General features: G+C 61.3%; 11 protein-coding genes. 5 read left to right on the top strand and 6 right to left on the bottom strand.

The window, feature by feature from the left end:
- Positions 1-107: 107 nt before the first annotated feature.
- The 3 genes from phnX to phnW are packed head-to-tail and all read right to left on the bottom strand — an operon-like array spanning position 108 to position 3,518.
- Positions 108-947, bottom strand: coding sequence for a phosphonoacetaldehyde hydrolase (phnX, locus tag AB5Y92_RS09045; RefSeq protein ID WP_368226540.1), 840 nt, complete (start codon positions 945-947; stop codon positions 108-110).
- Entirely contained in the window at positions 940-2,379 is a 1,440-nt protein-coding gene (locus AB5Y92_RS09050) for an aspartate aminotransferase family protein (protein WP_368226542.1), read from the bottom strand. The genes phnX and AB5Y92_RS09050 overlap by 8 nt, the downstream gene beginning before the upstream one ends.
- On the bottom strand, positions 2,376-3,518 hold the full coding sequence (gene phnW, locus AB5Y92_RS09055; protein ID WP_368226544.1) for a 2-aminoethylphosphonate--pyruvate transaminase: 1,143 nt from the start codon (positions 3,516-3,518) through the stop codon (positions 2,376-2,378). The genes AB5Y92_RS09050 and phnW overlap by 4 nt, the downstream gene beginning before the upstream one ends.
- Before the next feature lie 265 nt (positions 3,519-3,783).
- On the opposite strand from phnW, the gene phnR reads away from it, so the two are divergent.
- The 5 genes from phnR (at position 3,784) to AB5Y92_RS09080 (ending at position 10,156) form a co-directional block, all read left to right on the top strand.
- Positions 3,784-4,491, top strand: coding sequence for a phosphonate utilization transcriptional regulator PhnR (gene phnR / locus AB5Y92_RS09060; protein ID WP_021231304.1), 708 nt, complete (start codon positions 3,784-3,786; stop codon positions 4,489-4,491).
- A 120-nt stretch (positions 4,492-4,611) separates the two neighbouring features.
- Positions 4,612-5,631, top strand: coding sequence for a putative 2-aminoethylphosphonate ABC transporter substrate-binding protein (locus AB5Y92_RS09065; protein WP_139399297.1), 1,020 nt, complete (start codon positions 4,612-4,614; stop codon positions 5,629-5,631).
- A 272-nt stretch (positions 5,632-5,903) separates the two neighbouring features.
- Positions 5,904-6,998: a putative 2-aminoethylphosphonate ABC transporter ATP-binding protein gene (locus AB5Y92_RS09070; RefSeq protein ID WP_324029888.1), complete on the top strand. Its 1,095-nt coding sequence runs from the start codon at positions 5,904-5,906 to the stop codon at positions 6,996-6,998.
- Complete coding sequence (locus AB5Y92_RS09075; RefSeq protein WP_368226546.1) at positions 6,995-8,731, top strand: putative 2-aminoethylphosphonate ABC transporter permease subunit; 1,737 nt, start codon at positions 6,995-6,997, stop codon at positions 8,729-8,731. Before AB5Y92_RS09070 ends, AB5Y92_RS09075 begins: the two co-directional genes overlap by 4 nt.
- Positions 8,732-8,749: 18 nt before the next feature.
- Positions 8,750-10,156: an FAD-dependent oxidoreductase gene (locus tag AB5Y92_RS09080; protein WP_368226548.1), complete on the top strand. Its 1,407-nt coding sequence runs from the start codon at positions 8,750-8,752 to the stop codon at positions 10,154-10,156.
- Between the two features lie 568 nt (positions 10,157-10,724).
- Here the strand turns inward: AB5Y92_RS09080 and AB5Y92_RS09085 are convergent.
- The 3 genes from AB5Y92_RS09085 to sucC all read right to left on the bottom strand — a co-directional run bounded on the left by AB5Y92_RS09085 (position 10,725) and on the right by sucC (position 13,356).
- Entirely contained in the window at positions 10,725-11,192 is a 468-nt protein-coding gene (locus tag AB5Y92_RS09085; protein WP_368226549.1) for a GNAT family N-acetyltransferase, read from the bottom strand.
- Between the two features lie 125 nt (positions 11,193-11,317).
- Positions 11,318-12,190 carry a succinate--CoA ligase subunit alpha gene (gene sucD, locus AB5Y92_RS09090; RefSeq protein ID WP_005333542.1) on the bottom strand — a complete coding sequence of 291 codons (873 nt, stop codon included), beginning with the start codon at positions 12,188-12,190 and terminating at the stop codon, positions 11,318-11,320.
- Positions 12,190-13,356, bottom strand: coding sequence for an ADP-forming succinate--CoA ligase subunit beta (gene sucC / locus AB5Y92_RS09095; protein WP_368226551.1), 1,167 nt, complete (start codon positions 13,354-13,356; stop codon positions 12,190-12,192). Before sucC ends, sucD begins: the two co-directional genes overlap by 1 nt.
- Positions 13,357-13,366: the final 10 nt, after the last annotated feature.

A 13,366-nucleotide genomic window follows, 5' to 3' on the forward strand; every position in this document is an offset into this window, starting at 1 on the left:
ATCCGCTGACTGCGCACAACTTCCCCCTGTAAATGCAACACGCCCCCGGATGGGGGCGTGTTGTATCTAAAGCCAGCCAAGCGCTTTTGTTAGACCACGCCAATGGCCTATGGTCGCTCGCCAGCGGCCAGACGGCGGTTGATATCGGCAATCACCGGGGCGATGTCGGCAAGGGTATCAATCACGTAGTGCGCCCCCGCCGCCCGCAGTTTGGCCTCGGCCGGTGCGCGCCGGGCGGCGATCTCCGCCTCGCTCATGGCGGCAAACTCGTCCCAAGTGGCGCCAAACTCGTTGCCGGAAACCGACAATCCCACCGTCCACATGCCCGCGTTAAGCCCTTCGCTGATACCCGGCACGGCGTCATCCACCTTGATGCAGCGATGCACCGCGCTTACTCCCAGCTCAATCACGTTGGCCAGCGCCATCCAGGGGCCGGGGCGACCGCCTGCCTTGAGATCGTCGGTGGCGACCCAGTGATCCGGGCGATAGCCGTGATCGGCCGCAGCAGGTACCAACGCCTCCATCACCGGACGGGGGTAACCGGAGCAGGAGCCGATTTTCATCCCCTGCACCCGCAGCGCGTCCAGCACCGGCAGCACACCGGGGATCGGGTCTGCAAAGCGGGTCACCGCGGCAATCTGCAGCGGCATAAAGGTGTGATAAATGTGGTCCACCTCGGCATGGCTCATGGGGTGGCCAAAGCGGGCCTGCCAGCGCGCATCCACCGAGGGCAGACGGCCCAGCACGGCGATATGATCCCACTTGCCCAGCCCCATGGGCTGGCGCGCTTCGTCCAGGGTCACGGTGAAGTCATAGGCGCGGGCGAAGGCCTCTACGAAGATGGAGGTGGGGGCGAAGGAGCCGAAATCGACGACGGTACCGGCCCAGTCGAGGATCAGCGCCTCTACGTCGGTGGTCGGGTCGATGGCAGTCTGCAAGTCAGTCATGGTGATGTTCCTGTTTCTGTGAAAGTGCGATCTCGCCCAATGCGCGATCGAGAATGGAAATGGCGCGCACCAGATCGGCGCGGGCGATATTGAGCGATGGCGAGAGCTGGATAACGTTGCCCTGGGAGACCTTGAAGCTGAGCCCCAGCTCCAGACAGCGGTAGAGCAGCCGCTCGGCGGCCTGGCTATTGCGGGTGCGACTCTGATGATCGACCACCAGATCGAGCGCCCAGAGCATACCGATACCGCGCACCTGCCCGATCAGCGGGTGACGCTTAGCCAACTTGCCGAGCTCGGCCGCCATAAAACCGCCATCCTCCTGCGCTTTTGCAAGCAACCCCTCTTCGCGGATGGTAGCGATGGTCGCGAGGGCCGCCGCGCAGCCGATAGGGCTCTTCTCGTGGGTGTAGTGACCGAGCGAGATGGCCGCAGCCTGATTGAAACGGTCGCGGGTAATGAGAGCCGCAAACGGTACCACCCCGCCCCCCAACCCCTTGCCCAAGCAGATAATGTCGGGCTCGATGCCAAACTCTTCAAAGCTGAACCAGTGGCCAGTGCGCCCCAGGGCATTGGGGATCTCGTCGACGATCAGCAACACCTTGTGGCGATCGCAGATCTCCCGCACCCGCTGCCAGTAGGCTTTCGAGGGCACCTGTACGTCGGTGTTACGGATGGGCTCGGCGATAAAGGCGCCTATTCCTCCCTCCTTCTCGATGACGTACTCCAGATAATCGGCGTAGTGCAGGTCATCCCCCTCCCCGCGATACCAGACGCCGCGATAACGGGTGGGCGGCGGGATGCGCTCCACTCCGGCCATCAGCGGGCCCATGCCAGCGCGAAAACAGGCTTCACCGCCGACCGAGATGGCATCGAGAGAGGCGCCGTGAAAGGCATCCCACAGGGACACCACCTTGCTGTTGCCGGTGATGAAACGGGCAAGCTTCAGGGCAATCCCCACCACCTCGCTGCCGCCGGGGGCGAACAGCACCCGGTTGAGATCGCCGGGGGCCAGCTCGGCCAGGGTGCGGGCACAGTCGATGGCAACCTGATGGGTGTAGCGGCGGGGTGCAAACGGCAGATCGGCGAGTTGCTGCTGCACCGCGGCCACCACCCTGGGGTGGCCGTGGCCCAGCTGATGGACGCTGTTGCCGTGAAAATCGAGGTAACGCTTGCCCGATACGCTGGTCAACCAGCTCCCCTGCGCCCCCTCGATCAAATCCAGACAGGGGGTGGAGAGGGCCTGATGGAGAAAGTAGCGGCTGTCTTCCGCCAATCCCGCCTGTACATCTTCGCTCTGGTCAGCCCACCAACGCGCCCGCCCCTCGCCGAGGTTGATATTCCCTTCGCTATCGGAGCGGCCACTGCCGTGCAGCTTATGGTCATGCAAATCGCGGCCACGCAGATCACGACCCTGAGCCAGCATGTTGGTCATCGCGCGTCCCCTTGCCAGTAGCAGGCGCTGGCCATGGCGGCGAGCAGATCGCGCACCCGCTCAGGGGTCACGTCGCCGATATTGCCGATACGGAAGCAATCGGCTTGCGAGACTTTGCCCGGATAGATGACAAAGCCCTGCGCCTTGAGCCGCTGGTAGAAGTCAGCGAAGCGGTAGTCCGGGTGGGTCGGAGAGTAGAAGGCGGTGATGATGGGAGACTGCCACTGCTCGGGCAGCAGCGGCGCAAAGCCCAGCTTAGCCATCCCCGCCACCAGGGTGCGCTGGTTTTCGCTGTAGCGCTGATGACGGGCTTCAATGCCCCCCTCCTCGTCCAGCTCGCGCAGGGCCTGGGCAAAGGCGAGCACGGTATGGGTGGGGGAGGTAAAGCGCCACTTGCCCCCCTGCTGCTCCATGGTCTGCCACTGGGCGTGCAGGTCAAGGGAGACCGAGCGGGCACGACCGGCGCAGGCCGCCAACGCCACGCGGCGGGCGATGACAAAGCCAAAGCCAGGCACCCCTTGAATGCACTTATTGGCGGAACTGATCAGAAACTCGATGCCAAGGCGGCCCATGTCGATGGGGATGCCGCCAAAGCTGCTCATGGCATCAACGATCAGGCGGATGCCGCGGCGCAGGCAGAGCGCAGCCACCTCATCGAGCGGATTGAGCATGCCGGTGGTGGTCTCGCAGTGCACCATAGCCAAGTGGGTGATCTCGGGGTGACGCGCCAGCATCGCCTCAATGGCGGCGGGTTCCGGGCGGGTTGTCTCGCCGCAGTCGAGCTCGTGGTGACGCAGGCCAAGGCAGCGGGCCATCTCCCCCATGCGGGCACCGTAGGCGCCGTTGTTGATGATCAGCAGACACTCATCGACACCTATCGCCGAGCCCAGCACGCTCTCCACCACATAGCTGCCGCTCCCTTGCAGCAGCACGGCGCTGTAGTCACTTTCATATTCAGGGCCAGTGGCGAGGCGCACCAGCTCGCGGCGGATGGGCTCCACCACACCCTGGTTGTAGTCCGCATCCCAGGTGCAGCTGTCTTGCAGCATGGCGGCGCGTACAGTCGCGGTGGTCGAGAGGGGGCCTGGGGTCAGCAGCAGGTAATCGACGGCGGCAGGGGCCGCAGGAATATGGGTCATGACTTCGCTCCTTTTGGTATATACCAGAATGAGCGCATTGTGGGTAACTGCCCCGCCAAGGTCAAAGGGGTGGCGCTACGTGCAACAAAAAATTCATTTTCAGCGCCGGGATCGCGATAATCTAGGAAGCCTGAACAGCAGGGGCGATGCTGGTATCTACCAGCGCATGTTGATGTTGCCGTGTACCGACCGGGCAGATGACCTGCCCTGTGCCCGGCCTATTGCCCAACTCATTGCACAACTTATTGCAAAACCAGGGATTTTCATGAGCAAACCCCAATATCTGCAGATCAAGGATGCCCTCGCCAACCAGATCCTGGCGGGGGGTCTGGCCCCCAACGACAAGCTCCCCTCCGAGCGGTTGCTGGGGGAACTCTATGGCACCACCCGGGTTACCATCCGCGAGGCACTGGTGCAGCTGGAGGCGAACGGCCTTATCTATCGGGAGGATCGCCGCGGCTGGTTCGTCACACCGCCACGCTTTCGCTTGAACCCCAGACGCACCTCCAACTTTCACCAGATAGTGCGGGAGCAAGGGGGTGAGCCGCGCACCGAACTGCTGGAGAAAAGCCGCCAGGCGGTGCCGCCCGCGTTGATGGCGCAGTTGCAGCTCAAGCCGTTTGACAGCCTCTTTTTGCTCAAGCGACTGCGCTACGCCAACGGGCGTGCCATCTGCTACTGCGAGAACCACTGCCTGCCTGAGCGGGTGCCCGGCCTGCTGGCGCTGGATCTCAACGGCAGTCTGACCGAGATCTACCAGGCCCATTACGATCTCCACTACGCCCGCATGCAGGTGCGCTTTTTCCCCACCGCCCTGCCGGACGAGGTGGCCAAGGCACTGGGGGCCACCGCCGGCCTACCCGCCCTGCGCCTCGAGCGGCTCAACTTCGATCAGCACGGCCGGGTGCTCGACTTCGATCTGGAATACTGGCGCCACGACAGTCTGGAGATCGAGGTGGATACCCAGGATTAGTCACGGATAAATCAGGAACGGCAAAACGTCACGGGGCTGTCACGGTCACGTCATAAAGATCCCCTAGCCTCTCTCTCGACCAATCTGGTTTATACCAAACCAATGTAACTGGAGAAGAGGATGAAACAGGGAACCCATCTGCTGGCCGCCGCCGTACTGGCTGCCATGACCGCCCCGGCACTGGCCGCGACCGATCTCACCGTCTACACCGCCTTCGAACCGGAGCAGCTCAACGAGCTGAAAACCGCGTTCGAACGCCAGCATCCGGATATCAACATCAAGTGGGTGCGTGACTCCACCGGCGTGGTCACCGCCCGCTTGCTGGCAGAAAAAGCCCAGCCCAAAGCGGATGTGGTGTGGGGACTGGCCGCCACCAGCCTGATGCAGCTCGATCAGCAGCAGATGCTCAATGCCTATGCACCGAAAGGACTGGACAAGCTCGACAGCCGCTTTCGCGACAACAAGGCCGAGCCGCACTGGATCGGTCTGGACGCCTTCTTCAGCGCCATCTGCTTCAACAAGGTAGAGGCCGAGAAACAGGGGATCCCGGCCCCCACCAGCTGGGCCGACCTCACCAAGCCCATCTACAAGGGCAAGGTGATCATGCCCAACCCCAGCTCCTCCGGCACCGGTTACCTGAGCGTTGCTGGCTGGCTGCAGACCATGGGCGAGCAGCAGGGCTGGCAATTTATGAACGGCTTGCACCAGAACATCGACCGTTACACCCACTCGGGCTCCGCCCCCTGCAAGCTGGCCGCCAGCGGTGAAACGGTGATCGGTATCTCCTTCGACTTCCCGGCTACCAGCCTCAAGGCCAAGGGAGCCCCCATTGAGGTGGTGTTCCCTAAAGAGGGGTCGGGCTGGGATATGGAGGCCGCCGCCATCATCAAGGGCACCCCCAAGCTGGAAGCCGCCAAACAGCTGCTCGACTTTGCCGCCACCGAACAGGCCAACGCCCTCTACAACAAGTCGTTCGCCGTGGTCGCCATCCCCGATGTAGCCCAACCGAGAGCGGGCTATCCGGCGGATATCAAAGGCCAGATGATCGACAACGACTTTAGCTGGGCAGCCCGCGAGCGTAACGCCATCCTGGCCCAGTGGAGCGCCAGCTTCGACGGCAAGACCGAAGCCAAACAGTAAGCGTGAAGGGCGGCGGTTTGTTCACGCCAGACACACCGCTGCCAATAAACTGCCAGTCGAAGGCCAACAGGTGTTGGCCTTCACTTTTTGGTTTTAACTTCCCGAGTTTGCATTGCCTTCAATTAGCGATGCTTAGTCCATTCGCACAGTGCCCAGCCACTTGCTGGTGACCCGATGTCATTTGACTGTCATCAAGCTGTCATCCCCCGATCACCTGACCGTCACACTTCACCCGCAAACTGGTATATACCAAATCAGTAGCGAGTCGAACCATGACCCAGCCCTATCTGGACATTCAACATCTCAACAAGCAGTTCGGTGCTTTTCAGGCCCTCAAGGGGATCTCTCTGACCATTGAGCCGGGGGAGTTTATCTGCTTTCTCGGCCCCTCCGGCTGCGGCAAGACCACCCTGCTCAGAGCCATCGCCGGACTGGATCTGCCGGACAGCGGCGAGATCTGGCAAGGGGGGCGCAATATCTCCCGCCTGCCGCCCCAGGAGCGCGATTTTGGCATCGTGTTTCAGTCCTATGCTCTCTTCCCCAACCTGACGGTGGCCCAGAACATCGCCTTCGGCCTTGAGAATCAGGGGCTGGCGCGGGATCTCATCAAGGAGCGGGTGGACCACTGGCTGGGGCTGGTGGATCTCACTGCCCAGTCCCACAAATACCCGAGCCAGATCTCCGGCGGCCAGCAGCAGCGGGTGGCGCTGGCCCGGGCCTTGGCCCTCTCCCCCGGCCTGCTGCTGCTGGACGAGCCGCTCAGCGCGCTGGATGCACTGGTACGCACCCATCTTCGTAGCGAGATCCGCGCCCTGCAGCAGCGCCTTGGCATCACCACCATCATGGTGACCCACGATCAGGAAGAGGCGCTGACCATGGCCGATCGCATCGTGGTGATGGAAGGCGGCCGCATCGTACAGGTGGGCACCCCGCAGGAGATCTACCACCAGCCTGCCAGCCGTTTCGTGGCAAGCTTTGTCGGCACCATGAACTTCCTCGACACCCTGGTGCTCAGCCCCACTCAGGTGCGCCTAAACGAACAACCGCTGACACTTGCCAACCGGGCCGCGGCCGGCAGCAAATTGCAGGTGGCAATCCGCCCCGAGGCGATCACCCTGAGTGCGCCGAGCGAGCCGTATCTTGGGCAACATGGCATTGAAGCAACCATCGATCAGGTGGAGTTTCTCGGCGCCGCTCAGCGCCTGATCTGCACCGCCGACACCTATCTGGGCCCGCAGCAGATCCTGGTGGAACGCCCGACCCACGAGCTGCCCCGCCACGAACAGGGGGGCTGGCGCAGCGGCATGCGCTGCTCGCTGCACTGGCCCGCCGGAGCGATGCAGCTGTTTGAAGGAGAGCGCCCATGACAGCCCCCTTCGCAACCTCCTCTCTGCTGCCGCCAGCGACAGCCCGGCAAGACGCCCGCTGGCAGCGGCTCTGTCGCGGCTGGAGCCGGGATCAGCTGCTGCAACTGATCCTGCTTGCGCTCGGTATCGCCCTGCTGGTGGGGGGCCTCTTGCTGCCGCTGCTCACCATGCTGCAAAAGAGTCTGCAGGATGAGAACGGCCTCTGGGTGGGGCTTGCCAACTTCAGCGCCTACTTCGACTCCCCTCATCTGGGGCGCACCATCGGCAATACCCTCTGGCTCGGGGTGCTGATCACCGCGCTGGTGGTGACCATCGCCTTTGGCTACGCCTATGCCCTCACCCGCACCTGCATGCCGGGCAAGCCCCTGTTTCGCCTCATCGGTTTGATCCCGCTGTTGATGCCCTCCCTGCTGCCCGCCATCAGTCTGGTCTACTGGTTTGGCAATCAGGGGATCGCCAAGGGGCTGCTCGGCGGCGAGAGCATCTACGGCCCCATCGGCATTGTCATTGGTCTGGGCTTCTGGTGCTTTCCCCACGCCCTGATGATCCTTATCACGGCGCTAGGGCAGAGCGACGCCCGCCTCTATGAAGCCTCCCGGGTGCTGGGCAGCAGCGGCTGGCGCACCTTTGTCACCGTCACCCTGCCCACCGCCCGTTATGGCCTGCTCAGCGCCGCCATCGCCGTCTTCACCCTCACCATCTGCGACTTCGGGGTGGCCAAGGTGATTGGCGGCCAGTACAGCGTGCTGGCCACCGACATCTATCGACAGGTGATCGGGATGCAGAACTTCTCGCTGGGCGCCGTTGCCAGCGTCACCCTGCTGCTGCCGGCGCTCTTGAGCTTTGCCCTGGAGCACAGAGTGCGCAGCAAGATGCAGGAGCAGAGCAGCACCAAGGCGGTGCCCTATCAACCCAAACCCCATCGGCTGCGGGATCTGCTGGCGCTCGGCTGGTGCACGCTCTGGGCCCTGCTGTTTCTGGCGCTGGTGGGGATGGCGGTTTACGGCTCGCTGGTACAGTTCTGGCCCTACAACCTCGCTCTGACGCTGGATCACTATGCCTTTGACAGCAACAGCGTCTATGGCTGGCAGCCCTTTACCAACACCTTGCAGCTGGGCCTCTATACCGCGCTTATCGGCACCGTGCTGGTGATGGTGCTGGCCTGGGCGCAGGAGAAGGGGCGCCACTTTGCGCCGCTGCGCCAGTTGTTGCATCTGCTTGCCATGCTGTCGCTGGCGGTGCCCGGCATGGTGCTGGGACTGGGCTATATCTTCTTTTTCAACGGCAATCCGCTCTTTGGCAGCCTCTATGGCACTCTGCCGCTGATGGCGCTCTCCTGCGTCATCCACTACTACACGGTGGGTCATATGACGGCGCTGACCAGCCTCAAGCAGTTGCCCAAGGAGCTGGAGCTGGTGGCCATCTCATTGCGCATTCCGCTCTGGAAGGCGTTCTGGCGAGTCACCCTGCCCGCCTCCCTGCCCGCGCTGCTGGAGATCTTTATCTATCTGTTCGTCAACGCCATGACTACCACCTCGGCGGTGATCTTCCTCTATTCGAGCGACAGCGTGCTCGCCTCCATCGCCGTGCTCAACATGGAGGATTCCGGCGATACCGCCGCGGCTGCCGCCATGGCCACCCTGATCCTGCTGGCCGCCGCCACCGTCAAGCTGCTCCAGCTCTTTTTGAGCCGCGCCCTGCTGGATCGCACCCAGCGCTGGCGCCACCAATAACCTTATCGAGGAGTCATCATGTCCACTCTCCCCTTCTGGCTGGCCGAAGCGCTCGCCGCCGAACAACCCGCACCGCCCACGCCCCTAGTCGGCCACCACGAGGCCGATGTCTGCATCGTCGGTGGCGGCTTTACCGGGCTGTGGAGCGCCATCGCCCTTAAACAGGCCGAGCCCCACCTGCACGTCATAGTGCTGGAGAAAGATCGCTGCGGCAGCGGTGCCTCCGGGCGCAACGGCGGCTGCCTGCTCACCTGGTCGGCCAAATACCTGACGTTAAAGCGCCTGTTTGGCGAGCAGCAGGCCGCCTGGCTGGTACAAAGATCCGAGCAGGCGGTGCACGAGATCGCCCGCTTCTGCGAAACGTACAGCATAGAAGCAGAGCTGAGGGTCGAGGGCACCTGCTACACCGCCACCAGCGATGCCCAGCGCGGCCTGATGGAGCCGGTATTGCAGGAACTCAAACGCGCAGACCTTAACCAGTGGCAAGTGATTGAAGAGGATAAACTGGCGAGCCAGAGCGGCTCCCACGTTCATCTGGAGGGGCTCTACAGCCCCCACGCGGGTTCGGTGCAACCGGCACTGCTGGTGCGCGGCCTGCTGCGGGTGGCGCGGGAACTGGGGGTCGAGGTCTATGAGCACTCCCCCATGCAGCGCCTTGAGGCGGGTCAGCCTGCACGGGTACAGACACCGCGGGGTGAGGTGCGTGCCAGCAAGGTGGTGCTGGCCCTCAACAGCGCCATGGTGCAGCACTTTCGCGAGTTTCGCCGCAGTATCGTGCTGGTCTCCTCCGATATGGTGATAACCGATCCCGCGCCGGATGCACTGGCTGCCCAGCAGCTTGAGCACGGCCGCTCCGTGGTGGATGGCCGCACCTTTGTGCATTACTACCGCTCCACCCCGCAAGGGCGGCTGATGCTGGGCAAGGGGGGCAACACCTTCGCCTTTGCCAACCGCCATCTAGCAGAGTTCGATGCGCCCAGCCGCTATCTTGCCCCCCTCACCCGCACCCTGCACCGCTTCTTTCCGGCACTTAAAGAGGTGCCCATCGCCGCCAGCTGGTGCGGCGCCTCCGACCGCTCGGTAGATGGCCTCCCCTTCTTCGGCCACTGGCGAGGGCAGCCCAATATCGTCTATGGCCTCGGCTACTCCGGCAACGGGGTGGCCCAGAGCTGGATCGGCGGCCAGATCCTGGCGGCCCTAGTGAGAGACGAGGTGCGGGAGGAGGACAAACCGTGGCGTGAATGCTCGCTGGTAAGCGGCCCGCGCGGCTACTTTCCGCCAGAGCCATTCCGCTGGCTGGGCGCCATGGCGGTGCGCAACGCCATACGGCGCAAGGAGCGGGCGGAAGATGAAAACCGCCCGGTGGCCTGGTATGACAAACAGCTGGCCAAACTTGCCGATGCAGCGGGCAAGGCGGATAAATAGCTCGGCGATAGAGGGCAACCATTTCCCATTATGTTCGCCCCACATCCTATTTCTTGAAAGTGCCGACCCGAGGGTCGGCATTTTTACAGGTGAATTCTGAGGGACATTATCACCAAGCATGATCAGCTGATGGGCCCCAGCAGCGGCAGGATTGATATAGCGTGAGTTGTAGGTTGGCGCAGAGCGTAGCGAAGCCCAACAGGCGAGCATGATTATGCCAACCAGAACGGGATAAACAAGGATGTGGCTGAACCATAAAACAGATTTACAGACATATTTCACGGTAAACGTTGGGCTTCACTTCGTTCAGCACCAACCTACCTTTTTAGTCCAACATACGAGATGGTTGACATGATCGAACGTGATGATGTTAATTTACGGGATTTTATTTGCTTGGAAACAGGGAAACTTCCGTGGTGAATCACAATATCGACTCGAACAATACGCTATCAAGCGCAGGCTTCTTGTAGCCTAATAACCATTCAATACGAATAACCAATCACGGCAAACTCTCTCAATCAGGTAGGCCAAATGTCACCCATCCAGCGACCTACCTTTTCAACCATGTTTATACAACCGCGTGCCATACCATGATGGTCGTTTCCCAGTGACCGTGGGTTGATTTATGTATTGCGTTGAAGCCTTGCTGACGATAGAAGTCAACGTTATGTGTTGCGCACTGCAAGTAGAGTGTCGCAACACCGCGGGAAACGGCCATATCCTTGGCGACATTAATCATTTTTTTGGCGATGCCTTTTCTGCGGTGCGGCGCTGGAACATAGATACCACCAACCCAGAATTCATATTCAGGGTAGTTTTTATTTTCCTGGATTTTCAGTTCCAATGTTCCAACCAGTTCGCTATCGTCATGCGCGACCAGGCTAAAAGGGATATTTCTATTCAAGGCTTTGACTTCAACCCTTTTACGTACCATCTCTTTCGTAACGCCGGGCACCTGAGAGGCCCACTCATCGAAATACCAGCCAACTATCGTCGATACATCATGCGGATGATCCGCAAGCAATGAAATTTCCATATATCCTCTGTGACAAGATACAAAATATTATTAGATTCTCGATAATGAATTATGATGTCAAATCATTAGAAATAAAAATGCCGCCCCAAAGGGCGGCATTTTGCTATCTGAGATAACAGGCTAACTTACCAGCCGGTTACTTCGCGCAGGGCCTTGCCGATATCGGCCAGGGAACGGACGGTTTTCACGCCAGCATCTTCCAGCGCGGCAAACTTCTCGGCGGCAGTACCCTTGCCACCGGAGATGATGGCGCCAGCGTGGCCCATCCGCTTGCCGGGAGGCGCAGTAACTCCGGCGATATAAGATACTACCGGCTTGGTGACGTGGGCCTTGATATAGGCGGCCGCGTCTTCCTCGGCGTTGCCGCCGATCTCGCCGATCATCACGATCGCTTCGGTCTGCGGATCGTTCTGGAACATCTCCAGAATGTCGATAAAGTTGGAGCCCGGGATGGGGTCGCCACCGATACCGACACAGGTGGACTGGCCAAAGCCCTCGTCAGTGGTCTGCTTGACCGCTTCGTAGGTCAGGGTGCCGGAGCGGGAGACGATGCCCACCTTGCCCGGCTTGTGGATGTGGCCCGGCATGATGCCGATCTTGCATTCACCCGGGGTGATCACGCCCGGGCAGTTGGGGCCGATCATCCGTACGCCGGTCTCTTGCAGCTTCACTTTGACGTCCAGCATATCCAGCGTCGGGATGCCTTCGGTGATGGTGACGATGAGCTTGATGCCCGCGTCGATCGCTTCCAGGATGGCATCCTTGCAGAACGGAGCTGGAACATAGATAACGGAGGCAGTAGCGCCGGTCGCTTCGACTGCGTCACGGACGGTGTTGAACACCGGCAGGCCCAGATGGGTGGTGCCGCCCTTGCCCGGGGAGACGCCGCCCACCAGCTGGGTGCCGTAGGAGAGCGCCTGCTCGGAGTGGAAAGTACCCTGACCGCCGGTAAAGCCCTGGCAGATGACTCGGGTGTCCTTGTTGATCAGTACGCTCATCAGTTGGCCTCCGCTGCTTGGACGACTTGCTGCGCGGCATCGGTCAGACTCTTGGCCGCAATGATGTTGAGGCCGCTCTCGGCCAGCTTGATACCACCCAGCTCGGCGTTGTTGCCTTCCAGACGGACCACGACGGGCACCTTGACCCCCACTTCCTTGACCGCACCGATAATGCCTTCCGCGATCATGTCGCAGCGCACGATACCGCCAAAGATGTTGACCAGCACCGCTTTGACGTTGCTGTCGGAGAGGATGATCTTGAACGCCTCGGTTACGCGCTCCTTGGTGGCGCCGCCGCCGACGTCAAGGAAGTTGGCCGGCTTGCCGCCGTGCAGGTTGACGATGTCCATGGTGCCCATGGCCAGACCCGCGCCGTTGACCATGCAGCCGATGTTGCCATCGAGGGCCACATAGTTGAGCTCCCACTGGGCGGCGTGCGCTTCGCGGGGGTCATCTTGTGACGGGTCGTGCATCTCGCGCAGCTTGGGCTGACGATAGAGGGCGTTGGCATCGATGTTGATCTTGCCATCCAAACAGTGCAGGTTGCCCTGCGCGGTGATCACCAGCGGGTTGATCTCCAGCAGCGCGAAATCGCAATCCAGGAACATCTGGCCCAGACCCATGAAGATCTTGGTGAACTGTTTGATCTGATCGCCGACCAGACCCAGTTTGAAGGCCAGTTCGCGGGCCTGATAAGCCTGCGGACCCACCAACGGATCGATAGCCGCCTTGTGGATCAGATGGGGGGTTTCGTGGGCGATCTTCTCGATATCCACACCACCTTCGGTTGAGGCCATGAAGACCACGCGGCGCGAACCACGGTCAACTACGGCGCCCAGGTAGAGCTCTTTGGCGATGTCGGTGCAGGATTCAACCAGGATCTTGGTAACCGGCTGGCCGTTGGCGTCGGTCTGGTAGGTCACCAGATTTTTGCCAAGCCAGTTTTGGGCAAAAGCACGGATCTCATCCTTGCTCTTGGCCACTTTCACGCCGCCCGCTTTACCGCGGCCACCGGCGTGTACCTGGCATTTGACGACCCAGGTATTGCCGCCAATCTTGTCGGCCGCTTCGGCCGCTTCTTGTGGGGTAGCACAGGCATAACCTTCGGAGACCGGCAGGCCATACTCGGCAAACAGCTGTTTTGCCTGATATTCATGCAGATTCATAGATGCTCTA

This window comes from Aeromonas sp. R1-1 (assembly GCF_040908495.1).
GTDB lineage: Bacteria > Pseudomonadota > Gammaproteobacteria > Enterobacterales > Aeromonadaceae > Aeromonas > Aeromonas veronii.

Bases quoted from the DNA above. Each gene is read 5' to 3' on its own strand.
- phnX (WP_368226540.1), bottom strand. From the start codon at position 947: ATGACTGACTTGCAGACTGCCATCGACCCGACCACCGACGTAGAGGCG.
- AB5Y92_RS09050 (WP_368226542.1), bottom strand. From the start codon at position 2,379: ATGACCAACATGCTGGCTCAGGGTCGTGATCTGCGTGGCCGCGATTTG.
- phnW (WP_368226544.1), bottom strand. From the start codon at position 3,518: ATGACCCATATTCCTGCGGCCCCTGCCGCCGTCGATTACCTGCTGCTG.
- phnR (WP_021231304.1), top strand. From the start codon at position 3,784: ATGAGCAAACCCCAATATCTGCAGATCAAGGATGCCCTCGCCAACCAG.
- AB5Y92_RS09065 (WP_139399297.1), top strand. From the start codon at position 4,612: ATGAAACAGGGAACCCATCTGCTGGCCGCCGCCGTACTGGCTGCCATG.
- AB5Y92_RS09070 (WP_324029888.1), top strand. From the start codon at position 5,904: ATGACCCAGCCCTATCTGGACATTCAACATCTCAACAAGCAGTTCGGT.
- AB5Y92_RS09075 (WP_368226546.1), top strand. From the start codon at position 6,995: ATGACAGCCCCCTTCGCAACCTCCTCTCTGCTGCCGCCAGCGACAGCC.
- AB5Y92_RS09080 (WP_368226548.1), top strand. From the start codon at position 8,750: ATGTCCACTCTCCCCTTCTGGCTGGCCGAAGCGCTCGCCGCCGAACAA.
- AB5Y92_RS09085 (WP_368226549.1), bottom strand. From the start codon at position 11,192: ATGGAAATTTCATTGCTTGCGGATCATCCGCATGATGTATCGACGATA.
- sucD (WP_005333542.1), bottom strand. From the start codon at position 12,190: ATGAGCGTACTGATCAACAAGGACACCCGAGTCATCTGCCAGGGCTTT.
- sucC (WP_368226551.1), bottom strand. From the start codon at position 13,356: ATGAATCTGCATGAATATCAGGCAAAACAGCTGTTTGCCGAGTATGGC.